This is a genomic window from Microcoleus sp. CAWBG58, from assembly GCF_020883045.1.
GTDB lineage: Bacteria > Cyanobacteriota > Cyanobacteriia > Cyanobacteriales > Microcoleaceae > Microcoleus.
In genome coordinates, this window is sequence record NZ_JAHRFA010000027.1 from 23262 (window position 1) to 44575 (window position 21314).

At 47.3% G+C, this 21314-nt stretch carries 30 protein-coding genes; 28 read left to right on the forward strand and 2 right to left on the reverse strand.

Features of this window, described 5'->3' with window-relative positions; genetic code table 11:
• Positions 1 to 151 precede the first annotated feature (151 nt).
• The 24 genes from rplP to prfA all read left to right on the forward strand — a co-directional run bounded on the left by rplP (position 152) and on the right by prfA (position 15544).
• On the forward strand, positions 152 to 571 hold the full coding sequence (gene rplP, locus QZ918_RS14235) for a 50S ribosomal protein L16 (protein ID WP_293336164.1): 420 nt from the start codon (positions 152 to 154) through the stop codon (positions 569 to 571).
• Between the two features lie 147 nt (positions 572 to 718).
• Entirely contained in the window at positions 719 to 961 is a 243-nt protein-coding gene (gene rpmC, locus QZ918_RS14240) for a 50S ribosomal protein L29 (RefSeq protein ID WP_293133890.1), read from the forward strand.
• A 71-nt stretch (positions 962 to 1032) separates the two neighbouring features.
• Positions 1033 to 1281 (forward strand): 30S ribosomal protein S17, encoded by a 249-nt coding sequence (rpsQ, locus tag QZ918_RS14245; RefSeq protein ID WP_293336075.1) that lies wholly within the window; start codon positions 1033 to 1035, stop codon positions 1279 to 1281.
• Between the two features lie 106 nt (positions 1282 to 1387).
• Positions 1388 to 1756, forward strand: a complete 369-nt coding sequence (gene rplN, locus QZ918_RS14250; RefSeq protein ID WP_193973611.1) for a 50S ribosomal protein L14 — start codon at positions 1388 to 1390, stop codon at positions 1754 to 1756.
• Between the two features lies 1 nt (position 1757).
• Positions 1758 to 2120, forward strand: a complete 363-nt coding sequence (rplX, locus tag QZ918_RS14255) for a 50S ribosomal protein L24 (RefSeq protein WP_293150722.1) — start codon at positions 1758 to 1760, stop codon at positions 2118 to 2120.
• 119 nt (positions 2121 to 2239) lie between these two features.
• On the forward strand, positions 2240 to 2785 hold the full coding sequence (gene rplE, locus QZ918_RS14260; protein WP_293150725.1) for a 50S ribosomal protein L5: 546 nt from the start codon (positions 2240 to 2242) through the stop codon (positions 2783 to 2785).
• Positions 2786 to 2808: 23 nt separating this feature from the next.
• Positions 2809 to 3213, forward strand: a complete 405-nt coding sequence (rpsH, locus tag QZ918_RS14265) for a 30S ribosomal protein S8 (protein WP_194010353.1) — start codon at positions 2809 to 2811, stop codon at positions 3211 to 3213.
• A 249-nt stretch (positions 3214 to 3462) separates the two neighbouring features.
• On the forward strand, positions 3463 to 4011 hold the full coding sequence (rplF, locus tag QZ918_RS14270) for a 50S ribosomal protein L6 (protein WP_293133866.1): 549 nt from the start codon (positions 3463 to 3465) through the stop codon (positions 4009 to 4011).
• Positions 4012 to 4328: 317 nt separating this feature from the next.
• A complete protein-coding gene (gene rplR, locus QZ918_RS14275) occupies positions 4329 to 4691 on the forward strand; it encodes a 50S ribosomal protein L18 (RefSeq protein WP_293133863.1) in 363 nt (120 codons plus the stop codon).
• A gap of 144 nt (positions 4692 to 4835) precedes the next feature.
• Positions 4836 to 5381: a 30S ribosomal protein S5 gene (gene rpsE, locus QZ918_RS14280; protein WP_293133860.1), complete on the forward strand. Its 546-nt coding sequence runs from the start codon at positions 4836 to 4838 to the stop codon at positions 5379 to 5381.
• Positions 5382 to 5517: 136 nt separating this feature from the next.
• Positions 5518 to 5964 carry a 50S ribosomal protein L15 gene (gene rplO / locus QZ918_RS14285; RefSeq protein WP_293336078.1) on the forward strand — a complete coding sequence of 149 codons (447 nt, stop codon included), beginning with the start codon at positions 5518 to 5520 and terminating at the stop codon, positions 5962 to 5964.
• Positions 5965 to 6066: 102 nt separating this feature from the next.
• Complete coding sequence (secY, locus tag QZ918_RS14290) at positions 6067 to 7371, forward strand: preprotein translocase subunit SecY (RefSeq protein ID WP_293133854.1); 1305 nt, start codon at positions 6067 to 6069, stop codon at positions 7369 to 7371.
• Between the two features lie 5 nt (positions 7372 to 7376).
• Entirely contained in the window at positions 7377 to 7955 is a 579-nt protein-coding gene (locus tag QZ918_RS14295) for an adenylate kinase (protein ID WP_293133851.1), read from the forward strand.
• Positions 7956 to 8371: 416 nt separating this feature from the next.
• Positions 8372 to 8596, forward strand: a complete 225-nt coding sequence (infA, locus tag QZ918_RS14300; RefSeq protein WP_006276978.1) for a translation initiation factor IF-1 — start codon at positions 8372 to 8374, stop codon at positions 8594 to 8596.
• Between the two features lie 362 nt (positions 8597 to 8958).
• Entirely contained in the window at positions 8959 to 9072 is a 114-nt protein-coding gene (gene rpmJ / locus QZ918_RS14305) for a 50S ribosomal protein L36 (RefSeq protein WP_015178722.1), read from the forward strand.
• An 88-nt stretch (positions 9073 to 9160) separates the two neighbouring features.
• Positions 9161 to 9544, forward strand: a complete 384-nt coding sequence (gene rpsM, locus QZ918_RS14310) for a 30S ribosomal protein S13 (protein WP_293133838.1) — start codon at positions 9161 to 9163, stop codon at positions 9542 to 9544.
• 87 nt (positions 9545 to 9631) lie between these two features.
• Positions 9632 to 10033: a 30S ribosomal protein S11 gene (gene rpsK, locus QZ918_RS14315; protein ID WP_265233150.1), complete on the forward strand. Its 402-nt coding sequence runs from the start codon at positions 9632 to 9634 to the stop codon at positions 10031 to 10033.
• Between the two features lie 174 nt (positions 10034 to 10207).
• A complete protein-coding gene (locus QZ918_RS14320) occupies positions 10208 to 11152 on the forward strand; it encodes a DNA-directed RNA polymerase subunit alpha (RefSeq protein WP_293133983.1) in 945 nt (314 codons plus the stop codon).
• A 131-nt stretch (positions 11153 to 11283) separates the two neighbouring features.
• The gene (gene rplQ / locus QZ918_RS14325; protein ID WP_293336080.1) at positions 11284 to 11634 is read left to right on the forward strand and encodes a 50S ribosomal protein L17; all 351 of its coding nucleotides are present in this window, start codon (positions 11284 to 11286) and stop codon (positions 11632 to 11634) included.
• A 29-nt stretch (positions 11635 to 11663) separates the two neighbouring features.
• Positions 11664 to 12506, forward strand: a complete 843-nt coding sequence (gene truA, locus QZ918_RS14330) for a tRNA pseudouridine(38-40) synthase TruA (RefSeq protein ID WP_293175974.1) — start codon at positions 11664 to 11666, stop codon at positions 12504 to 12506.
• Between the two features lie 117 nt (positions 12507 to 12623).
• Positions 12624 to 13079, forward strand: coding sequence for a 50S ribosomal protein L13 (gene rplM, locus QZ918_RS14335; protein ID WP_293150728.1), 456 nt, complete (start codon positions 12624 to 12626; stop codon positions 13077 to 13079).
• Positions 13079 to 13489: a 30S ribosomal protein S9 gene (gene rpsI / locus QZ918_RS14340; protein ID WP_236504525.1), complete on the forward strand. Its 411-nt coding sequence runs from the start codon at positions 13079 to 13081 to the stop codon at positions 13487 to 13489. The genes rplM and rpsI overlap by 1 nt, the downstream gene beginning before the upstream one ends.
• Positions 13490 to 13820: 331 nt before the next feature.
• A complete protein-coding gene (gene rpmE, locus QZ918_RS14345; RefSeq protein ID WP_293175969.1) occupies positions 13821 to 14129 on the forward strand; it encodes a 50S ribosomal protein L31 in 309 nt (102 codons plus the stop codon).
• Between the two features lie 320 nt (positions 14130 to 14449).
• Complete coding sequence (gene prfA / locus QZ918_RS14350) at positions 14450 to 15544, forward strand: peptide chain release factor 1 (RefSeq protein ID WP_293336082.1); 1095 nt, start codon at positions 14450 to 14452, stop codon at positions 15542 to 15544.
• A gap of 16 nt (positions 15545 to 15560) precedes the next feature.
• On the opposite strand, the gene QZ918_RS14355 is transcribed toward prfA, so the two are convergent.
• On the reverse strand, positions 15561 to 15977 hold the full coding sequence (locus QZ918_RS14355) for a hypothetical protein (RefSeq protein ID WP_293336084.1): 417 nt from the start codon (positions 15975 to 15977) through the stop codon (positions 15561 to 15563).
• Positions 15978 to 16113: 136 nt separating this feature from the next.
• On the opposite strand from QZ918_RS14355, the gene QZ918_RS14360 reads away from it, so the two are divergent.
• From QZ918_RS14360 to QZ918_RS14370, 3 genes are all read left to right on the forward strand, one after another.
• The gene (locus tag QZ918_RS14360; RefSeq protein ID WP_293336086.1) at positions 16114 to 16470 is read left to right on the forward strand and encodes a helix-turn-helix domain-containing protein; all 357 of its coding nucleotides are present in this window, start codon (positions 16114 to 16116) and stop codon (positions 16468 to 16470) included.
• A 228-nt stretch (positions 16471 to 16698) separates the two neighbouring features.
• Positions 16699 to 17985 carry a hypothetical protein gene (locus QZ918_RS14365; protein ID WP_293336088.1) on the forward strand — a complete coding sequence of 429 codons (1287 nt, stop codon included), beginning with the start codon at positions 16699 to 16701 and terminating at the stop codon, positions 17983 to 17985.
• A 157-nt stretch (positions 17986 to 18142) separates the two neighbouring features.
• On the forward strand, positions 18143 to 18817 hold the full coding sequence (locus QZ918_RS14370; RefSeq protein ID WP_293336090.1) for a helix-turn-helix domain-containing protein: 675 nt from the start codon (positions 18143 to 18145) through the stop codon (positions 18815 to 18817).
• A 149-nt stretch (positions 18818 to 18966) separates the two neighbouring features.
• Here the strand turns inward: QZ918_RS14370 and QZ918_RS14375 are convergent, their stop codons facing one another.
• Positions 18967 to 19251 (reverse strand): hypothetical protein, encoded by a 285-nt coding sequence (locus QZ918_RS14375; protein ID WP_293336092.1) that lies wholly within the window; start codon positions 19249 to 19251, stop codon positions 18967 to 18969.
• Between the two features lie 107 nt (positions 19252 to 19358).
• Here QZ918_RS14375 and QZ918_RS14380 point away from each other — a divergent pair, with 107 nt between their 5' ends.
• Positions 19359 to 21059: an ABC-F family ATP-binding cassette domain-containing protein gene (locus tag QZ918_RS14380; RefSeq protein WP_293336094.1), complete on the forward strand. Its 1701-nt coding sequence runs from the start codon at positions 19359 to 19361 to the stop codon at positions 21057 to 21059.
• Positions 21060 to 21314 lie beyond the last annotated feature (255 nt).

The window sequence follows — 21314 nt, forward strand, 5'->3', positions numbered from 1 at the left end:
ACAGTTGACAGTTGACAGTTGGAAGTTGATATTTAGCAGTTGATATTTGGCAGCAGTAACCAGTTACCGATTACCAATTACCGATTACCAATTACCAATTACCAATTACCGATTACCAATTCCCAATTCCCAATTCCCAATTCCCTCAGTCATGTTAAGCCCTAAAAGAACCAAATTCCGCAAACAACAGCGCGGGCGAATGAGCGGTATTTCCACCCGCGGCAGCTCAGTTAGCTTTGGCGAATTTGCCCTGCAAGCCGTCGAGCCAGCCTGGATTACTTCCCGCCAAATAGAAGCCGGACGGCGCGCCATGACCCGCTATATCCGCCGGGGCGGCAAAATCTGGATTCGCATTTTCCCCGACAAACCAGTCACCCAGCGCGCAGCAGAAACCCGGATGGGTTCTGGTAAAGGCGCACCGGAGTTTTGGGTAGCGGTCGTCAAACCCGGTCGGATCATGTTTGAAATTGGTGGTGTCAGCGAAGAAATTGCCCGCGAAGCAATGCGTTTGGCATCTTTCAAATTACCGATTAAAACCAAGTTCATCACCCGCGAAGAAAGCCCGTCATAGTGGCGATCGAAGGTAGAATTGAGTCTGCATTCGTCAGAAATTTAAAATCTGGCACGTACAAATTTTTTTCCCTTCGGTCTTCAGCATCAGAAAGAATTCTGTCTTCACTAGACCGCTACTAGACCGCTAACGATAAAGCACACAATTATGTCTTTGACCAAGATTAAAGAAGCTAGAGAATTAAGCGATGCAGCAGTAGCAGAGCAAATTTTAGCCGTCAAGCGCCAACTAATGGACTTGCGACTTCAGCAAGCTACCGGCCGCATGGAAAAGCCTCACCTGTTCAAGCACGCCAAACACCGGCTGGCTCAATTAATGACAGTTGAACGCGAACGCCAAATCGCTGCTGAGGCAGCTCTCAAGTCTGCTCCCACCGCAGTCAGCGAGTAGCGAGCAGCAGCCGAGCCGAGGTTCGCACAGCAGTTCAAAAAAACTCAATTGCACAACAACAATAGGTAGGTATGGCAGTTAAAGAACGAGTTGGCGTAGTAGTCAGCGACAAAATGGATAAAACCGTCGTGGTAGCGATCGAAAACCGCTCCTCCCACACCAAATACGGCAAAATCGTAGTCCGCACCAAGCGCTACAAAGCTCACGACGAAGAAAATAAGTGCAAATCGGGCGATCGCGTCCGCATCACTGAAACTCGCCCTCTGAGCAAAACCAAACGCTGGACGGTTGCTGAAATTTTCGGTGCGAAAAATGGCTAGCAGTTAATTTCTAATTGCTCGAAAGTGCGATCGGCTTTCTCGATCTATTAGCAGCAATTAGCACTTAGCAGTTAGCAAGCATCAAATTACCTTTTCCCAAATCACCATGATTCAACCCCAGACATACCTCAATGTCGCCGACAATAGCGGAGCCCGCAAGCTCATGTGCATCCGCGTATTGGGAGGTGGCAACCGCCGTTACGGTGGAGTCGGCGATGTCATCATTGCCGTCGTCAAAGACGCCATCCCCAATATGGCAGTCAAAAAATCCGATGTCGTCAGAGCAGTTATTGTCAGAACCCGCAAAGCCTTGCGTCGTGACAGCGGCATGAGCATTCGTTTTGACGACAACGCCGCCGTGATCATCAATCCCGAAGGCAACCCCAAAGGCACTCGCGTTTTCGGCCCAGTAGCCCGCGAACTCCGCGACAAAAACTTTACTAAAATCGTTTCCTTAGCCCCAGAGGTACTTTAAAATGTACGGAAAAAAGGGTAAACCAACTAGCGAACCGCAGCGCTACAGAATGCACGTCAAAGCAGGCGACACCGTGCAAATAATTACTGGCAAAGAGAAAGGAAAAGTCGGAGAAATCTTAAAGACATATCCTAAAGTCAGCAAAGTAATTGTTAAAGGCGTAAATATCCGAACCAAGCACGTCAAACCCCAACAAGAAGGGGAATCGGGAAAAATCGTCACCTTTGAGGCTCCCATTCACAGCTCAAATGTGATGCACTATTCCGAAAAAGAGAAAGTCGCCAGCCGCGTCTGCTATACATTTAGTGAAGACGGTCGCAAACTGCGACAACTCAAAAAAACCGGAGAAATCCTCGATAATTAGTTATTGGTTATTGGTTATTGGTTATTGGCAACAAATAACACCTAACAAATAACAACTAACAACTGACAAAGAACAATTCCCTGACCAAGCCCAGGGACAGTTAACGAAACACAAAAACTATGCCGGACAAACTCAAAGTTCTTTATCAAGGTAAAATCGTTCCCACACTGATGGATCAGTTTAAATATACTAATATCCATCAGGTTCCCAAACTTATCAAAGTTACCGTTAACCGCGGTTTGGGAGAAGCTTCTCAAAATGCTAAGGCACTGGATTCGTCGCTGAATGAAATTGCCATCATCACCGGGCAAAAACCAGTGGTGACGCGGGCGAAAAAAGCGATCGCAGGCTTCAAAATCCGCAAAGGAGTACCAGTCGGCGTGATGGTGACGCTGCGCGGCGATCGAATGTACGATTTTCTCGATCGGCTGATCAACCTCGCACTCCCACGCATCCGCGACTTCCGCGGCATCAGTCCCAAAAGCTTTGACGGGCGCGGCAACTACAGCTTGGGTCTGAGAGAACAGCTAATCTTTCCAGAAATAGAATATGACCGCATCGATCAAATTCGAGGCATGGACATTTCAATTATCACCACAGCAAACACCGACGAAGAAGGACGCGCCTTGCTCAAAGAAATGGGAATGCCCTTCCGGGACAACTAAGCAGTAGAGTAAGGATCTTTCACATGGCAGCTAACGATACCATAGCAGATATGTTGACGCGCATTCGCAATTCTTGCATGGCGCGCCACCAAACAACACAAATTCCAGCTACAAAAATGACCCGTAGCATCGCCCAAGTTCTCAAAAACGAAGGCTTTATCAGCGAATTTGAAGAAGCAGAACCAGAAGGCGTAAAGCGAACTATAGTGCTTTCTCTAAAGTACAAAGGTAAAACTCGCAAGCCCATTATCACGGCACTTAAGCGAGTCAGCAAACCAGGACTGCGCGTTTACTCGAACCGCAAAGAACTGCCCAGAGTATTAGGCGGAATTGGCATTGCCATTATCTCCACCTCCAGCGGCATTATGACCGATCGAGAAGCTCGACGCCAAGGTTTAGGCGGTGAAGTGCTTTGTTATGTTTGGTAGTCATTAGTCATTAGTCATTAGTCAGTCGATTTTAGATTTTAGATTAACTTGCAGCATTCAATCTGCAAGCTTAAACAAAAGTCTAAGATTTGGGGATTATCCACTCATGAGTGTCGGCGAATTGTACTTGTTTATTACGAGTCATTAATCACGCATACCATGGAAAAAAACTCAAAAGTCGATCGCTAAAGACTAATAACTAGATACTAATAATCAAACACTAAAAACTAAAAACAAAGGACAAAAACTATGTCGCGAATTGGCAAGCGTCCGATTAGCATCCCCACAAAAGTCACCATCACCCTAGACGGTCAAAAAGTAGCCGTCAAAGGCCCTAAAGGTGAACTTTCCCGAGTAATCCCCGCCGAAATCCTCCTAGGAATGGAAGGCGAGACTTTACTCGTTACCCGCCGGGACGAATCTCGCGTCGCCAGACAACTGCACGGCCTCTGTCGCACCCTCGTCGCCAACATGGTCGAAGGTGTATCGCAAGGTTTTCAGCGTCGTCTGGAAATTATCGGCACAGGTTATCGGGCACAGGTTCAAGGACGGAACCTGATTTTAAACGTCGGTTACAGCAAGCCAGTTGAAATGCCCCCTCCAGAAGGCATCACCATGGCAGTTGAAGGCAACACCAACGTCATTGTCTCCGGCATTGACAAAGAACTCGTAGGCAACACAGCAGCCCGCATCCGCGCGGTGCGTCCGCCCGAAGTTTACAAGGGCAAAGGCATTCGCTACAGCGGCGAAGTCGTCCGGCGCAAAGCTGGTAAAACAGGCAAAACAGGTAAGAAGTAACAGTCGGTAACCCAGGTCTAAAGACACTGGGCTTGTAGGGGTAATTCCCACAAGCCATACTGACGGGCCTAAGACTTTCGAGGTCTACGTTTTTGGAGTCACGACACCCTGTGGATGCGTAGCTAGTTCCCTGCTCTGTCATTTGCAATTAAACAGTCTTAAGGTCACTGAGACAGTGTTGCAAGTCGAAAAAGCTCTTAAAACATTGACCGACAAGCTAACATCACCCCGCAAGGGAGGCTCAATTGAGCAAATCCGAAGTGTCATTTCTCTCTCAGGTCTAAAAACTCTGAGTTTCCCATTTACCGAGTATTTATATGAAGCTTACTCGCAAGGAATCAGTCCACCGCAGACACCGCCGCGTGCGGCGCAAGGTATTCGGCACCGCCGAACGTCCAAGATTAGCGGTATTTCGATCGTCCAATCACATCTACGCTCAAGTAATCGACGACACTGCACAGCACACTTTGGCTGCTGCGTCAACCCTCGATCCAGAATTGAAGTCAAATCTCACTTCTGGTGGCAACTGCTCCGCGAGCGTCCAAGTCGGTCAGTTGATTGCCAAACGGTGTTCCAGCGCTGGCATAGCTCAAGTCGTATTCGATCGCGGAGGCAACCTCTATCACGGTCGCGTTAAAGCCCTCGCAGATGCAGCTCGCGAAGCCGGGTTAGACTTTTAGGAAGAAGCAAGAAGGAAGAAGTCCGATGGAAGTCGGAAGAAGGAAGAAGGAAAAGAGAATCTATAACAAAATTCTTAATTCCTAATTGTTAATTTCTCTATGCCAACTACCAGTTACTAATCCTCAATTCCCCAAGGACAAAACATGGCAGAACAAAAAGAACAGCGCAACAAGAAAAAAAGCAATAACAACAAAGGGCGCGAAAAAGAATCCGAATGGCAAGAACGGGTTGTTCAGATTCGTCGCGTTACCAAAGTAGTTAAAGGCGGTAAAAAACTCAGCTTCCGCGCCATAGTCATTATCGGCAACGAACGCGGTCAAGTTGGAGTGGGAGTCGGCAAAGCTAGCGACGTAATCGGTGCCGTTAAAAAAGGCGTCGCTGACGGCAAAAAGCACCTAATTGAAGTCCCCCTCACCAAAGCTAACTCCATCCCTCACCCCATCAACGGTGCAGGTGGCGGAGCCAAAGTCATGATGCGTCCAGCAGCACCCGGAACCGGGGTAATTGCAGGGGGAGCAGTGCGAACTGTTCTCGAACTAGCAGGAGTCCGCAACATCTTAGCCAAACAGCTAGGTTCAGGAAATCCTTTAAACAACGCTAGAGCCGCAGTCAACGCCCTTTCCACTCTTCGCACCTTATCCGAAGTTGCTCAAGAGCGCGGAATTCCAGTAGAAAACCTCTACGGTTAAGGACTAGGGAACTGGAAATTGTCAGTTTTGAGTATTAAGTATTGAGTTTTGAATAAAAATCTTTCATTCCTCAAAACTCAAAACTCAAAACTACCAATTGCCAATTACCAATTACCAATTACCAACTATCAAAACTATGAGATTGCAAGACGCCCGACCAAAAGCGGGTTCCACAAAACGCCCGCGTCGCTTGGGTAGAGGTATTTCTGCCGGTCAAGGCGCGAGTTCCGGCAAAGGGATGCGCGGTCAAAAATCTAGAGCTGGTAGCGGTACTAGACCCGGTTTTGAAGGCGGTCAAAATCCTCTCTACCGCCGCCTGCCCAAGCTGAAGAGCTTCCCTCTAGTGAACCGGAAAGAGTACACTACCATTAATGTAAGTAAATTAGCATCACTGCCAGCAAACACAGAAGTTACTCTCACCTCTTTGATCGAAGCAAAAATTGTCACTACTGACGACGGGCCGCTGAAAATCTTAGGAGATGGCGAACTGAATGTGGCTCTGAAAGTGCGCGCGGCGGCCTTTACCGCAGGTGCTCGCACTAAAATTGAAGCCGCCGGCGGAAGTTGCGAAGTAGTTGCGTGAAGATTTGAGGTTTGAGAGTTTGTCCAAATCTCAAATCCTCAAGCTTGCTATCAGAAAATGATTTAGTCGAAAATCCCAAATCTAAAATCCAAAATCGTAACTATGGACGTTAGTAAAGAGAAAGCGCCAACTGCACAAGAGACGTTCATGCAGATGGCTCAAGCTGCTGGTTTGCGGGGCCGCATCCTCGTCACCATTGGCTTATTGATTTTAGTGCGCCTGGGTGTTCACTTGCCAGTCCCCGGCATCGATCGCGCCGCCTTTGCCCAAAACGTCCAAAATAGCCCTTTAATTGGCTTTTTGGACTTGTTTTCAGGAGGCGGGCTGTCAGCTTTGGGGATTTTCGCGCTGGGGATTTTGCCCTACATTAATGCTTCAATTATTGTGCAACTTCTAACTGCGGCTCTGCCAAGTTTAGAAGATATGCAGAAAAATGACGGCGAAGCAGGGCGGCGCAAGATTTCTCAAATTACTCGCTACGTTTCTTTGGGCTGGGCTATTCTGCAAAGCATTGGCATTGCGATTTGGGTCAGCCCTTTTGCTCAATCTCCATCGCCTTTCTTCATACCACAAACTGCTTTGGCTCTTACGGCCGGATCGATGTTTGTCATGTGGATATCGGAAGTGGTGACAGAGCGAGGCATCGGGAACGGAGCATCGCTACTGATATTTATCAACATTGTGTCGGTTTTGCCGCGCTCTTTGGGACAAACTTTTGAATTGGCTCAAAGTGGCGACACGCAAGTTGTAGGCCGCGTAATTGTTCTGCTGCTGGTCTTTTTGGTGACGATTGTCGGGATTGTTTTTGTTCAGGAAGGTACTCGCCGGATTCCGATTATTTCTGCCCGCCGCCAAGTCGGTCGCAAAGTTTATCGGGAGAGTCGCAGCTATCTACCCCTGCGCTTGAATCAAGGCGGAGTGATGCCGATTATTTTTGCATCTTCGGTGTTGATTGTGCCTTCTTTCCTCGCTCAGTCTCTCAATCAGCCGTTTTTGGTTCAAGTTGCTAATGTGTTGAGTCCGAACGGCCCTGCGCCTTGGGCTTACGCGCTATTTTATCTGACTTTGATTCTGTTCTTCAGTTATTTCTACGCTTCGTTGATTGTCAACCCCGTAGATATGTCTCAGAACTTGAAGAAAATGGGCGCCAGCATTCCTGGGATTCGCCCCGGTCAGAAAACCAGCGATTATGTGGAGAAGGTTTTGAACCGTTTGACTTTCTTGGGAGCGATTTTTCTCGGTCTGGTGGCCATTGTACCAACGGCTGTAGAAAGCGCGATCGGCGTCCAAACTTTTAGAGGGTTTGGTGCAACTTCCCTACTAATTCTAGTGGGTGTGGCGATCGAAACTGCCAAGCAAATTCAAACTTACGTCATCTCCCAGCGATATGAAGGAATGGTGAAGTAATCGCAATGCAATTGATTTTTATGGGGCCTCCAGGGGCCGGCAAGGGAACTCAGGCTCAGCTTTTAGCCGCTCTCTGGAAAATACCCCACATTTCAACGGGTGACATCCTCCGCGCCTGCGTGGTTGCGAAAACTCCCTTGGGTGTAAAAGCTAAATCCTACATGGATGCTGGTGAGTTGGTTCCCGACGAGTTATTGATGGATATCGTACAAGAACGCATGAATGAACCAGATGCTGGTGCAGGCTGGATTCTCGACGGCTTTCCCCGTACTGTGGCACAGGCAGCGTTTTTTGACAAACTGCTTTGTGATGTTGGTACTGGGGCTACCTCTGGTAAGGACTGCGCTCTGCGAGCTGTCAATTTGGATGTCCCTGATAATGTTTTGGTGACTCGCCTGCTGTCGCGGGGCCGCCAAGATGACAATGAGGAGACGATCCGGCGCCGGTTGCAAGTTTATCGCGAGCAAACTGAGCCTTTGATTGAGTTTTACAGATCCCGCGAACAGTTAGTTGCGGTTGATGGCGATCGCGACATGGAAGTAGTCACCGCAGAACTGCAACAAGCGCTCTCTGGCGACTGTTGAACCCTCGCAATACAGCTTGTTACTCACCAGCTTTTGCTAAGATCTGTTAACTAGGAGCTTTTTGTGCTATCAGGTTTTGTGAGGGTTGCGAGAAACAAAATTGAACTCGATTCTACTTGCCACAACTTTACTCAAGTAAAGCTCAAGCAAGCGGTTAATTGAGTCAAGCAGTCGATCGAGTTACCTGAATTATTGCCCCGTTCGCCTTCAACCCGCCCAAAACGGAGACAAGCCACCGACAATCGTCGTCGAGATCCCAAATTTTAGACCGAAGTTCCTGCTCCTTTGATGCATCTGTGGAGTAAATCTAAAATCTAAAATCTAAAATCGGCCCCTCCTTACTTGGTAAATAGGTTTTGAAGCAAACGCCGGGACACTCCTAGTTAATCAAATGTAGAGTTGAGGTAAATACCAAATTGTCTAAGCAAGATTTAATTGAAATGGAAGGGACAGTGACGGAATCACTGCCGAATGCGATGTTTCGCGTTGACCTAGATAATGGGTTTAACGTGCTAGCTCACATTTCTGGCAAGATCCGCCGCAACTACATCAAAATTCTGCCTGGCGATCGCGTCAAAGTTGAATTAACTCCCTACGACTTGACCAAAGGCAGGATTACTTATCGCCTTCGGAAAAAATAGGCTTAGATAAAACTTTCTAAAAACTAATTCTAAGTTTAATTAGAGAGAATTTGGTAAAAAGCTTCAAATTTATGCTATAATGCTACGTTTGTAGTGTTGCCGAGAAGGGCGTCAACAACCCAGCGGCGTACCGGGTTAAGTCATTGCTACGCCGTTTAAGTATCGATCGCCAACATTCTGGCGCACGCGAACTTTACCCAGCAATGGGAGTGGGTGCAAGCGAGCTCCTTCATAAAACAACCCGCACTTTATACAATTTAATCGAGGAGAGGCCTACACCTTGCCCAGCCTCTCCTCCCACCGCTCTACGGGCCAGCGTGCCTGCTCTCCGGTAGAGCGGGGTTCTCCAGGCAGGAAGAAAGATGAAAGTTCGAGCATCTGTCAAAAAAATTTGTGAGAAATGTCGCGTCATCCGCCGTCGCGGTCGAGTGATGGTGATATGTACTAACCCGAAACACAAACAGCGCCAAGGTTAGAAAACGGGAAAATTGGGCTGGGCAATGCACGCAGGTGCTGCCTAATTCAATATTGTAGCCAAATAGGAAAACTAGGGAGACAAAAAGTGTGGCACGGATTGCCGGTGTAGACCTTCCACGCGATAAGCGCGTCGAAATAGGTCTGACATACATTTTCGGAATAGGCCTGTCGCGGGCCAAAAAAATTATCGCTGCAACAGGCGTAAATCCTGACACTCGCGTCAAGGATTTAACAGAGGCCGACGTGACTACTCTACGGGCTCATGTAGAAAGCACCTACCAAATCGAAGGAGACCTCCGGCGCTGGGAGTCAATGAACATCAAGCGCCTGATGGATATCGGGACTTATCGCGGTCGGCGTCACCGTTTGGGTCTGCCGGTGCGGGGTCAACGAACCCGTACCAACGCCAGAACCCGTCGCGGCGTCCGCCGTACAGTGGCGGGCAAGAAAAAAGCACCGTCCAAGAAATAACAGCAGTTTGCAGGAAATTTATGTTCCTGCTGACTGTTTCCCCGCCTTTGGGGAGAGTAATTCAATGAAAACGATAAAGAGACTAATATGCCGCCACGACAACAAACAGGCAAGAAATCTGGTGCAAAAAAGCAGAAGCGTAACGTACCGAATGGGGTAGGCTACATCCAGTCTACCTTTAACAATACGATCGTAACTATTACCGACCTGAATGGCGAAGTAATATCCTGGGCATCGGCAGGTTCCAGCGGTTTTAAAGGAGCGAAAAAGGGTACTCCCTTTGCAGCTCAAACAGCAGCAGAAAGTGCAGCCCGCAGAGCCAACGACCAGGGAATGCGCCAAATAGAAGTAATGGTAAGCGGGCCAGGAGCAGGTCGAGAAACTGCAATTCGGGCCTTGCAAGGGGCAGGACTGGAAATTACCCTAATTAGAGATGTTACCCCAATTCCTCACAACGGCTGTCGCCCTCCCAAGCGGCGTAGAGTCTAAAACGATTTGAGATTTTAGATTTTAGATTTTGGATATTGGCTAACTGCTTAAAGTCAAAAACTAATGGTTCTAACTGTTGCCCCGTCCATCCAAAATCCGAAATCCGTTCAGGGGTATGCTCTGCAATCTAAAATCCAAAATCAAAAATCCAAAGTGGAAAAGGGAGGTCACTCCGTGGCGCAGTTTCAAATTGAATGTATAGAGTCTAACACTGACAAAGACCGCAGTCAGTACGGAAAATTTGTTCTAGAACCGCTCGATCGCGGTCAGGGAACAACTGTTGGGAATGCGCTCCGGCGAGTTCTGCTGTCAAATTTGGAAGGAACAGCAGTAACTTCAGTCCGCATCGCGGGCGTCAATCACGAGTTTGCCACGATCGAAGGGGTACGTGAGGACGTTCTGGAAATTCTCCTGAACATGAAAGAGGTTGTTCTCAAAACTCATTCCCAGCAGCCACAAATCGGTAGGTTGCGGATTGAGGGGCCAGTCACAGTTACTGCCGATCGATTCGATTTGCCCTCTGAGGTGGAATTGATCGATAAATCGCAGTACATTGCGACTCTCTCACCAGGATCTGTTCTGGAAATGGAATTCAGAATTGAAAAAGGCATCGGATATCGAGCAGTAGACCGCAGTCGCGATGATGGGTCGGCTTTGGATTTTCTCCAAATTGACGCCATCTTTATGCCGATTCGCAGGGTCAACTACAGCGTGGAAGATGCTCGGCTCGGTGGCAGTTCTGAGAAAGACCGGCTGGTTATGGAAATCTGGACTGATGGCAGCGTGACTCCTCAAGAAGCTCTGAGTCAATCTGCACACATCCTGGTAGATTTATTTGCACCTCTCAAAGACATCACCCAAGATTCTCTCAAACCCGAGTATCCAGGTGAGGCCGATCCTACGAGCCAAATTCCGATCGAAGAATTGCAGTTGTCAGTCCGGGCTTACAACTGTCTCAAGCGGGCTCAGATCAACTCAGTTGCAGACTTATTGGATTATACCCAAGAAGACTTGCTCGAGATTAAGAACTTCGGGCAGAAGTCCGCAGAAGAAGTGATTGAAGCTTTACAAAAACGCTTGGGCATTACCTTGCCACAGGAAAAATCAGCTAAAAGTTAATCAACGGGTAACGGGTAAAAAAGTGCTGCATTTTCAGTGCGTGAGTTCTTCACAACCAAGAAGAATTCACCCCCGAGTTCGCAGACTGTCTATCCCCGCGCCCAATTACCAATTACCAATTACCAACTGCTATGCGTCACCGCTGTCGCGTCCCCCAACTAAACAAACCGGCTGACCAGCGCCGCGCCATGCTGCGCTCGCTGACCACCGAATTAATCCGCCACGGTAAAATCACTACCACTCTCGCCCGCGCCAAAGCCCTGCGTCCAGAAGCGGACAGAATGATTACCTTGGCCAAAGATGGCTCCTTGGCGGCTCGCCGACAAGCGATGGGCTTTATCTACGACAAACAGCTAGTACACGCCTTGTTTGAAGCGGCCAAAGAACGATACGGCTCCCGCAACGGGGGCTACACCCGCGTAGTGCGAACTGTCCCCCGTCAAGGAGACAATTCCGAAATGGCGATCGTTGAACTGGTTTAATGCAATTTTGGGTTGGAGATTTTTGATTTATGACTGACAATCCAAAATCCCCAATCGAAAATGCCCGATCGACACAACGCATTGCTTTGGTAATCCAATACCTCGGCACTGACTTTCACGGTTGGCAGCGACAGCCGAACCAGCGTACAGTACAAGAAGAAATTGAAACAACAATATCAAATGTGCTGGAACGCCCGGTAACGCTGTACGCGGCCGGGAGAACGGATGCGGGAGTTCACGCCGCTGCTCAAGTAGCCCATTTTGATGCTGATGGCCCAATTCCGGCTCACCGCTGGGCAAGCGTTCTCAACTCTCGACTGGCAAAAGATATTTTAATTCGAGCTTCGGCAAAGGTGGAACCTACCTGGCACGCTCGGTTCTCAGCCAGTTGGCGGCGCTATCGCTACACCCTTTATACAGACCCGATTCCTAATCTGTTTGTGCGTCCTTATGCTTGGCACTGCTATCACGCACCTGTGGACGAATCTTTGATTCAGGCAGCTTTGACACCGCTAATCGGGCGGCATCACTTGGCGGCTTTCCACCGCGCGGGGTCTGCTCGCCCCCATTCCTGGGTGGACGTACAAGCGGCAGAGTGTCACCGTTCTGGGCCTCTTATCTATATTGAGGTTCAGGCGAGCGGGTTTCTGTACGGGATGATGCGCCTGCTGGTGGGGTTGCTGGTGCAGGTGGGTCGGGGGGAAAGGGCGATCGACAATTTCACAGATATCTGGGTCAACGAACGCCGAGAAATGGTAAAATACGCCGCTCCCGCTCAAGGTTTATGCCTGTTGCGGGTTGGCTATCAGGACTTTCCCTTTCCCACCGATGTTTGGTACGACACTCAGCCCAAATTAGTTATTGGTTATTAGTTATTAGTTATTAGTTATTGGTTATTAGTTATTGGCAACAACTAACAAATAACAACTAACAAATAACAACTGACAACTAACAAATAACAATTAACAAATAACAACTGACAACTAACAATGAACAAAACTTACGTCCCTACTAAAGACTCCCTAGAGCACAAGTGGTACGTGGTCGATGCCGCCGACCAGCGGCTGGGCCGTCTGGCAACTGAAGTTGCCATGTACCTCCGGGGCAAACACAAACCCACTTACACTCCTTCAATGGATACCGGCGATTTCGTAATTGTCATCAATGCTGACAAAATCGCTGTTACTGGCAAAAAACGCACCCAAAAAATCTACCGCCGCCACTCTGGCAGACCGGGCGGCATGAAAACAGAAACTTTTGCCAAATTGCAAGCACGTTTGCCCGAAAGAATTGTCGAAGAAGCTATCCGAGGAATGCTTCCTCACACTTCTCTGGGCCGACAACTGTTTACTAAGCTGAAGGTCTACGCTGGCCCTAACCACCCGCACGCAGCTCAACAACCAGAAGAATTAATTGTTCACACGATTCCGGGAGGAAATGACTAATGCAAGCAACAGATACCGGCCGCGCTGTGTACTGGGGTACAGGCCGCCGCAAGTGTTCCGTAGCGCGGGTACGTTTGGTTCCCGGCACAGGCGTACTGACTGTCAATGGTAAAGAGGGAGATTTGTACCTGCAATTCAACCCCACTTATTTGGCACTCGCTAAGGCTCCTTTGGAAACTTTGGGTCTAGAAAATGAGTACGACATTTTGGTGAAAGTTGAAGGTGGCGGCCTGACAGGTCAAGCTGACTCGATTCGCTTGGGTGTCGCTAGAGCACTTTGTCAGTTAGACCCGGACAACCGGAAACCTCTGAAGATTGAGGGCTATTTGACTCGCGACCCGCGGGCTAAAGAACGTAAAAAGTACGGTTTGCGGAAAGCTCGCAAGGCTCCTCAATACTCGAAACGTTAAACAGTTGACAGTTGACAGTTGACAGTTGACAGTTGAGGTTTTTAAGAGGGGGATTTAACTCTCCCCTAAGCCCTAGCCTAGTTTTCAACACAATTCGGCTTCCTGGAGTGGAGGTTTTAAACCCTAAATATTTGCCAAGAGAGGGAAGAGGAAAGAGGGAAGAGGGAAGAAAGAAAAATTTTCTAGATTCCATCCTCCTTTTTTCAAGGTGTTTTTCAGATTCCTGATTCTAGTTTTCAAAGCAGATATCGCAAAATTGCTGCTGTTGTTGGTACGCAAGTCCGATGACAGCTAAAATGGTTGTAAAGTCAAAAATTAGAGAGAAAAAAAAATGGCGAAAGAAGGCATTCACCCTGAGTGGTATCCCGAAGCTCAGGTTTATTGCAACGGCGAACTTGTGATGACTGTTGGTTCGACTAGACCAAAGCTTCAAGTTGATGTCTGGTCGGGAAATCATCCTTTTTATACTGGCACTCAGAAGATTATTGATACTGAAGGTCGTGTGGAACGCTTTATGCGGAAATACGGCATGACGGAAGTAGAAATGCCGAAGGCAGATGCTATGTCGGGGCCGCTGAAAATGGAAGACCCGAAAGCAGATGCTGCTAAGGCTGCTGCTAAAGGCAAAAAGAAGAAGTAGCCGGATTGTCATTTGTCCGCAGTCGGTTGGAAGTAGTTTTTTTCTACTGGTAACTGACTGCTCTCGGATTTTGGATTTGAGATTTGAGATTGCTACGGCCCTTCCGCTGAGGAAAGATCGCGATTCTATCCCAACTTCTCTTCAATTCTAAAATCTAAAATCTAAAATCTATCCGCCCTCGGATTGGAGAGCTTAGACTGAAGAGTTGCTACGGCCCGTGGCTGAGGAAAGATCGCGATTCTATCCCAACTTCTCTTCAATATCTAAAATCTAAAATCTAAAATCTAAAATCTAAAATCGATTGACGGAGGACATTTGACATGGCTGAATCTTATTTGCTGGATAAATTGAAGTCGGTGGAGCAAACTTTTCATGAGTTGACTCGCCGCATGGCTGACCCGGATGTCGCTAGGGATAATTATGAGTTCCAACGGGTGGCAAAAGCTCGATCGTCCTTGGAGGAAGTGGTCGATACTTTTGCTATGTGGAAAACTACGACTGATGATTTGGTAGGCGCGCGGCAGGTGCTTAAGGAAGCTGCGGGCGATCGCGAAATGCAGCAAATGGCTGCCCTGGAAGTTGAGGAACTCGAGTCAAAATTGGAGAATTTGGAAACCCGTTTGAAGGTTTTGCTGCTTCCCCGCGATCCGAACGATGATAAGAACATCATGCTGGAAATTCGGGCGGGTACTGGCGGAGATGAGGCTAGTATTTGGGCGGGAGATTTGCTGCGGCTGTATTCGCGCTACGCTCAAACTCAAGGCTGGGTGGTAAAATTGGTGAGCGAGTCACTGGCGGAAATGGGCGGCTTTAAAGAGGTAATTCTGGAAGTTACAGGCGACAGCGTGTACAGCAAACTGAAGTTTGAGGCTGGGGTTCACCGGGTGCAGCGAGTGCCGGTGACTGAGGCTGGCGGCCGGGTGCATACTTCGACGGCGACGGTGGCTGTGATGCCGGAGGTTGATGATGTGGAGATTCACATCGATCCGAAGGATATTGAGATGAGTACGGCTCGATCGGGCGGTGCTGGCGGTCAAAACGTGAACAAGGTGGAAACTGCTGCGGATTTGTTTCACAAGCCGACGGGAATTCGGATTTTCTGTACTGAGGAGCGCAGTCAGTTGCAGAATAAGGAGCGGGCGATGCAGATTTTGCGGGCTAAGCTCTATGACATGAAGTTGCGGGAGCAGCAGGATGAGGTGAAGTCGCGGCGTTTGGCTCAGGTTGGTACTGGTTCGCGATCGGAGAAGATTCGCACGTACAACTATAAGGACAATCGGGCTACCGACCACCGTTTGGGGGAGAATTTTTCGCTCAATAGTGTCTTGGAAGGGGATATTGAGGGGATTATTCAGACTTGCATTTCTCAGGATCAGCAGGAACGTTTGGCTGAGTTGGCTGCTTCTACTAATTGATGGGTTGATGGGGAACTTAGGCGCATTGTTTGCTGAGCCTTTGTTCCCTGATGACTTGACGGATGTGGTTTAGTAGGGCTTCCCAAATTGCATCGGCGATCGCCACTGGATACTTGAAATGTTCGAGGTCGTACTGTACGATTATTTCTAGGGGTGCGAGAGTTTGCTGGTTTCGACAACTGGCAATTGTGGCGATCGTCTCTTGCTCCCATCTGGCAAACAGTCTGTAGCTGAAAAAGGAACTGCATTTTTGTCCTTTCTTGTTCAGGTAAACAATTATTACTTGATGTTGTTTGGGGTAAACTTTGACTATGCGGTTGACGGGGATTTTCAGGGCTTCGGCGGCTTCCGTTTTGGAGATTTGCCAGCGCTGGGGTTTCAGCCAACCGGAGGCTGTAAGGCTTTGACGGGTGTTGCGTGTCTTGCGAGTCATTTTTACTGCCCCTGATTGGCTATAAATACAATTACGATTTCAAAAGTATTTACACTCTAACTGGTAAACTTTTTGCTGTCAAGCAAGAAAGACAGATTTTTTGGTAGATAAGTAAACTAGGAGTTGTATTGATCTGGTGACTAATACTGTGGACGCAGAAGCTAGGAAGAAACTGAGCGAAGTTGTTAAGCTAGCCCGTGGCGACCTGAGTTTTAGCGCTTTTGGTAGGCTATTGGGAGTCTCTGGGTCTGCTGTTCAGTATTGGGAAAAGGGCCAGGTACTCCCGGATACGAAAAATTTGACTCAGATTGCGGCAAAAGCGGGCTTTACAATGGAAGAGTTGATGGCTCATATCGAAGGTAAACCAATGCCGGAACCTGTCAATACCAATGAGCTGCTGAAGAAAATTCAGTGTATGCCGATCAGTGAGTTGGCAGTGATTGGTAGAGCCGTGATGGATAGGCTCGCTGCTGCTGCTGAGTCTTCTGGGTAAGTAGAATTGAACGGATCGAGGGTGTGATCGCCCTTGAAAATTTCTACCACTCATGGTCATAACAAAGTCAGTAGTTTGTCAAGAAAAAGTATACTTTAACTCAAAATGTATGCTTCTCCGAAAAAGACATGATTGGATATGAAGTTGATAGCAGCGACGTAGCTTAAGTCAGATTTCTAAGGTCATTGATTTTGTTATTCAAGTTATCATTGTGGGGTTCACTATTATATGTCTTGGAAAGCCTGGGGAGATCACCCTCTATTTATAGCTTTGAGTAGTGTGGCAATTATAGTTGGTCTTGTATCTACAGTTTATAACCATTACCACCCGAAAGATGTTGAAACTCCTGTTACAATTTCTAATCCACCATTTTCTTCTCCCCCAGTAACTTCTCCCCCAGTAACTTCTTCACCAGCTCCACTTCCTACAATTTCATCTCCCCCATCACCAACTCCTTCGGATTCTCCATCAGTTTCTTCGCCAGAACCGGCACCTTCAGTCTCTGTTGTGAAGCTGGAGCCTAAAAATTGTATTATGAAGACTGGAACAGGAGGATTGATTAGTTCATTCGCTCAAGGTAAGGATATATCGATTGGGAAACAAATTTTTACCTCATCCTTCAAGATGGGCTATATATATGGCTGGGCGCAATCAATTTCTTTACTAACTTGTAAAGTCCCTGAAGGGCATAAAAGCCTTCAGCTTAAATTTGGTAGAGAAGATGGAGATGAGAACAACTATATGGATGGACGTGGAACTTCTACGATCACTGTCTACATTAATGGTGATCCTGCACCAAGTCAATTCATAAAATCAGGTGAGCAAAAATCAGTAAATTTTAATATATCTGAACGAGATTCTATAGCAATAGAATTTAGATGTAGAACAAATACAGGATGTGGAGATGTTCACTTTTTTGATGCTACTTTCTACGATCATCATTTTAATATGAATCCTAATCCTGTATCTCCAACTTCATCTGCACAGCCTCAACCTACACCTACAATCATACCTGCGTCACAAAACCCTAAAACCCCTTCCATAAATTTAACTTCAGTTGTAAAAAAAGATTTAAATATTACCGACCTACTATCAATGACTTGTTTAAATACTGGAGAGGCTGGTTGGCACCAGAAGCGAGATGATGTTCCTGTTGGTAAGAACCTATATGTATCCATGTTACATATGTCACCCAACTTACGGGGTAGTTCAGGCAGAGTTGGGATAACATGTAAACTTTCATCTACTGAATCTAGAACAAAAGCTGAAAATTTGAAGTTAGATTTTGGAGTTTCAGATAATGATATAAATTCCATAATTAATCAACCAGACAATCCTAGCACTATTATTATTTACCTGAATGGTGAAAAAGCAAGCTCAAAAATAATAGGAAAAGGCAAAATAGAATCCATATCTTTAAATATTAAAGAAGCAAAAAGTGTTGGTATAGAGACTTTTTGCCCCAAACGTTACTGCGTTAATGTTGAGTTCTTTGACTTATCGTTGACACAGTAGGCTAAAAGCTGTAGCGGATAGATTCGCTGCGTCGGCTGAGGCTGCTGGAGAATGAGTATTAGGCAGATTTATCTGTAAACTGGGAATTAACGATCTGCATTACATTGGCTGTGTTGGCTGCTTTTATAAAATCGTTTATTTTTTTAGGTACAAAAAAGTGATCGAAAAGTTATTGCAAGTTAACCCATTGACTTTACCATCTTTGCCTTTAACAGAAAAACAGAACTTACCGGGATTACCTGCTATTTATTTTGCTCTGGGAAATTCGGATGAAATTCTTTATATTGGTCGTTCTAAAAATTTGGCTGCTCGCTGGAATGTTCACCATCGCTATACCGAACTCCAAACAATAGGGAATGTTCGGATTGCATGGCTTCATTGTAGTGATGAATCATTGCTTTCGCAAATTGAAGAAGCACTGATTAAATCTTTTGTACCTCCGTTAAACCGCACGCCGAATCCCAATCCGAAGGTAACGCCAAAAAATGAGAAAACGGAAAAACTGATCGAGATTGTTAAGTTAGCGCGTGGCGACCTCAGCCAACGAGCTTTTGGCAAGCTTTTGGGCGTGTCATCGACTGCTGTACAGTTGTGGGAAAAAGGCCAGAGCATCCCGGATACAGGAAATTTGACTCAGATTGCTATTAGAGCTGGTTTCACGCTAGAAGAACTCATAGGTCATCTCGACGGGAAGCCAATGCCCGAACCGATGGATACGAACGATATGCTTAAAAAAATTCAATGTATGCCGATCGCAGATTTGGCGGTAATTGTCCGAGCGGGTGTGGAGAGGCTGGCTAATGCTGCTGAGTCTTCAGGGAAATATAGCTGAGCGGTGTTTGTGCGATCGCCCTTATGGACTGACGCACTCCGACAAAGAAACCGGGTTTTTTACGAAAAGACGCGTTGTCACCGACAGATTAGGTAAAAAACCCGGTTTCTGGGCCCCCTATCATCGCCCTTACGAAAAAACCATTCGCCCTATTCCTGACTCAAAATATCTAAAAACTCTTGAACAACGCGATCGGGTTCTTCGCGACATCTTTGGGCGTCGCAATAGTGGATGATGCTGATACCACCAGATGCAAAGATGCGATCGCGCGTTTCATCTTGTTCTGTGTCGGGATGCGATATTGCCAGAATAGCCCTTTTGCTTTGGTGGAATATATCGAGGTCAGAAATCGGTTTGCTTCGTAGATATCTCGCCCTTGAATCAGTGATTTTTCCCAGAAACCCGGTTTCTTCCCGTAACTCCTGCCAAATCAAAATCTGGCAGTACGCTAAAAATCTTTAAAATTTGTTAAGATTAACACGACCTCAGCGCCGGCATCCCATTCCCCGCGCTAAACCCCCCTTCCCCAGCCCCCACAACAATGCTGCGACTCGAACACATCAGTAAAATTTACCCCACAGGCGTCGTACTCAAAGATGTCACCTGGGAAGTCAAACCGGGCGATCGCATCGGCTTAGTAGGCGTCAACGGTGCCGGCAAATCAACCCAACTCAAAATCATCGCCGGCGAAATGGAACCCACCTCAGGCGAAGTCATTCGCCCCGCCAGTCTCCACATCGCCTACCTCTCCCAAGAATTTGAAATCGACCCCACCCGTACCGTTAAAGAGGAATTTTGGCGCGCCTTCAGCGAAGCCAACGAAGTCCACGAATCCCTAATGCAAGTCCATCGAGACTTGGAAAACTCCAGCCCAGAAAATCTTGACCAACTGATCCACAAAATGGATCGCTTGCAACGGCAATTTGAAGGCTTAAACGGCTACGGTTTAGAAGCCCAAATTGAGAAGATTTTACCAGAAATCGGATTTGAACAGGAAGATGGCGATCGATTAGTCAGCGCTTTCAGCGGCGGCTGGCAAATGCGGATGAGTTTGGGTAAAATTCTCCTCCAAAAACCCGATATCCTGCTGTTAGACGAACCTACCAACCACCTCGACTTAGAAACCATCGAATGGCTGGAAGTTTACCTCAAAGGGCTGACTACCCCGATGGTAATCGTATCCCATGACCGCGAATTTCTCGATCGGCTCTGCACCCAAATTGTCGAAACCGAACGCGGCGTTTCGAGTACCTACCTCGGCAACTATTCATCCTACCTGCAACAAAAAGCTGAAGCGCGCGAAGCCCAACTCAGTGCCTACGAAAGCCAGCAAAAAGAATTAGAAAAACAGCAAGCATTCGTTGAAAAATTCCGCGCCAGCGCCACTCGGAGTACGCAAGCGAAAAGTCGTGAAAAACAACTAGATAAAATTGAACGCATCGAAGCCCCCACCGGCGGCTTAAAAACCTTGCATTTCCGGTTTCCCCCCGCACCCCGCAGCGGTCGCGAAGTAGCTATAATTGAAAACTTGGTGCACACCTACGGCGACAAAATCCTATTTTTGGGAGCAGACTTATTAATTGAAAGAGGCGATCGCATTGCCTTTCTCGGCCCCAACGGCGCCGGAAAATCTACATTGCTGCGCCTGATCATGGGTTTAGAAACTCCCACCGAAGGTACGGTAAAAATGGGAAGCCACAACGTCATTCCCGGTTACTTTGAACAGAATCAAGCAGAAGCCTTAGATTTGAATAAAAGCGTGATGCAAACCATTCACGACGAAGTACCCGACTGGAAAAATGAAGAAGTGCGGACTTTGTTAGGGCGGTTTTTATTTAACGGCGAAACAGTATTCAAACACGTTGGCGCTTTAAGCGGTGGAGAAAAAGCCCGTCTGGCTTTGGCAAAAATGCTGCTGGAACCTGTGAACTTGCTAATTTTGGACGAACCGACCAATCACCTCGACATTCCCGCGAAGGAGATGATGGAAGAGGCGATTAAGAATTACGACGGCACCGTAATTATCGTTTCGCACGATCGCTATTTTATTTCTCAAGTCGCTAACAAAATAGTAGAAGTTCGCGACGGCGAGTTTCGGACTTATCTGGGAGATTACCATTACTATCTGGATAAAATAGCCGAAGAGAAAGAACTAGCCAAGTTAGCCAAACTTGAGGCTGAGAAGGCAGCGAAGAAAGCTGAGAAAGACGCGAAGAAGAAAGCGGCGGCCAAACAGAAGTAAGTAGTTTGACTGCTAGGGACACGGCTTTTGGAGTGTCCCTACAAATATAGCCCTTCTCAGATAGGTGAGGTACGTTGTTGGGCTTTAGCCCTCTGAGTTTAAGCCTTTATATAAGCTGTCAGTCATACCTCATCTTTTTGAGAAAGGCTATATGTCAATACCGTTTACTTAAGAGAGTCCTGGGGGTAAAACCGTCTGAAAAATAGATACGGAGATTGCTTCGTTCCTCGCAATGACCATGTTAAGTAAACCGTA

Excerpts from the sequence above, each read along its gene's own strand:
- rplQ (WP_293336080.1), top strand. The coding sequence starts at position 11,284 with ATGCGTCACCGCTGTCGCGTCCCCCAACTAAACAAACCGGCTGACCAG.
- rplP (WP_293336164.1), top strand. The coding sequence starts at position 152 with ATGTTAAGCCCTAAAAGAACCAAATTCCGCAAACAACAGCGCGGGCGA.
- rpsE (WP_293133860.1), top strand. The coding sequence starts at position 4,836 with ATGGCAGAACAAAAAGAACAGCGCAACAAGAAAAAAAGCAATAACAAC.
- QZ918_RS14365 (WP_293336088.1), top strand. The coding sequence starts at position 16,699 with ATGTCTTGGAAAGCCTGGGGAGATCACCCTCTATTTATAGCTTTGAGT.
- rpsH (WP_194010353.1), top strand. The coding sequence starts at position 2,809 with ATGGCAGCTAACGATACCATAGCAGATATGTTGACGCGCATTCGCAAT.
- rplR (WP_293133863.1), top strand. The coding sequence starts at position 4,329 with ATGAAGCTTACTCGCAAGGAATCAGTCCACCGCAGACACCGCCGCGTG.
- rplO (WP_293336078.1), top strand. The coding sequence starts at position 5,518 with ATGAGATTGCAAGACGCCCGACCAAAAGCGGGTTCCACAAAACGCCCG.
- QZ918_RS14355 (WP_293336084.1), bottom strand. The coding sequence starts at position 15,977 with ATGACTCGCAAGACACGCAACACCCGTCAAAGCCTTACAGCCTCCGGT.
- rpmE (WP_293175969.1), top strand. The coding sequence starts at position 13,821 with ATGGCGAAAGAAGGCATTCACCCTGAGTGGTATCCCGAAGCTCAGGTT.
- rpmJ (WP_015178722.1), top strand. The coding sequence starts at position 8,959 with ATGAAAGTTCGAGCATCTGTCAAAAAAATTTGTGAGAAATGTCGCGTC.
- rplM (WP_293150728.1), top strand. The coding sequence starts at position 12,624 with ATGAACAAAACTTACGTCCCTACTAAAGACTCCCTAGAGCACAAGTGG.
- QZ918_RS14295 (WP_293133851.1), top strand. The coding sequence starts at position 7,377 with ATGCAATTGATTTTTATGGGGCCTCCAGGGGCCGGCAAGGGAACTCAG.
- rpsI (WP_236504525.1), top strand. The coding sequence starts at position 13,079 with ATGCAAGCAACAGATACCGGCCGCGCTGTGTACTGGGGTACAGGCCGC.
- rpmC (WP_293133890.1), top strand. The coding sequence starts at position 719 with ATGTCTTTGACCAAGATTAAAGAAGCTAGAGAATTAAGCGATGCAGCA.
- rpsK (WP_265233150.1), top strand. The coding sequence starts at position 9,632 with ATGCCGCCACGACAACAAACAGGCAAGAAATCTGGTGCAAAAAAGCAG.
- rplE (WP_293150725.1), top strand. The coding sequence starts at position 2,240 with ATGCCGGACAAACTCAAAGTTCTTTATCAAGGTAAAATCGTTCCCACA.
- truA (WP_293175974.1), top strand. The coding sequence starts at position 11,664 with ATGACTGACAATCCAAAATCCCCAATCGAAAATGCCCGATCGACACAA.
- rplX (WP_293150722.1), top strand. The coding sequence starts at position 1,758 with ATGTACGGAAAAAAGGGTAAACCAACTAGCGAACCGCAGCGCTACAGA.
- rpsQ (WP_293336075.1), top strand. The coding sequence starts at position 1,033 with ATGGCAGTTAAAGAACGAGTTGGCGTAGTAGTCAGCGACAAAATGGAT.
- QZ918_RS14380 (WP_293336094.1), top strand. The coding sequence starts at position 19,359 with ATGCTGCGACTCGAACACATCAGTAAAATTTACCCCACAGGCGTCGTA.
- rplF (WP_293133866.1), top strand. The coding sequence starts at position 3,463 with ATGTCGCGAATTGGCAAGCGTCCGATTAGCATCCCCACAAAAGTCACC.
- rplN (WP_193973611.1), top strand. The coding sequence starts at position 1,388 with ATGATTCAACCCCAGACATACCTCAATGTCGCCGACAATAGCGGAGCC.
- prfA (WP_293336082.1), top strand. The coding sequence starts at position 14,450 with ATGGCTGAATCTTATTTGCTGGATAAATTGAAGTCGGTGGAGCAAACT.
- secY (WP_293133854.1), top strand. The coding sequence starts at position 6,067 with ATGGACGTTAGTAAAGAGAAAGCGCCAACTGCACAAGAGACGTTCATG.